The sequence below is a fragment of the Bradyrhizobium sp. Kon10 genome, from assembly GCF_055807395.1.
Map to the genome: position 1 here is coordinate 1 of NZ_JBVVOZ010000152.1, position 350 is coordinate 350.

1 protein-coding gene is annotated in these 350 nt (G+C 66.0%); it reads right to left on the bottom strand.

From position 1 onward, the window contains the following. Window positions 1–350 (bottom strand): ATP-binding protein (locus tag AC0L2O_RS36495; RefSeq protein WP_473373163.1); only part of this gene is annotated, 350 nt, incomplete at both ends.

Sequence of the window (350 nt, forward strand, 5' to 3'; positions counted from 1 at the left end):
AGCTGGCTGGTGACGATGGTGGAGCGATGACCGTAGCGATCTTCGAGGATTTCCAGGAGGTCGTGACGGGCACCGGCGTCGAGCGGCTCGAGTCCCCAATCATCGAGGATCAGCAGATCGACAAGGCCAAGGCCGCGCAACAGGCGTGGATGGCGGCCGTCGCCGCGGGCGAGCGCCAGATCGTCGAACAGTCGCGGGACGCGCTGATAGAGCACGGAGCGATTGTCGCGACAGGCCTTGTGGCCGAGCGCCGAGGCGAGCCAACTCTTGCCAACGCCGGCCGGGCCGCAGATCAGGAGATTGACGTGGTCGTCGATCCAGCGGCCCTCGACAAGCTTAGCGAACAGCGG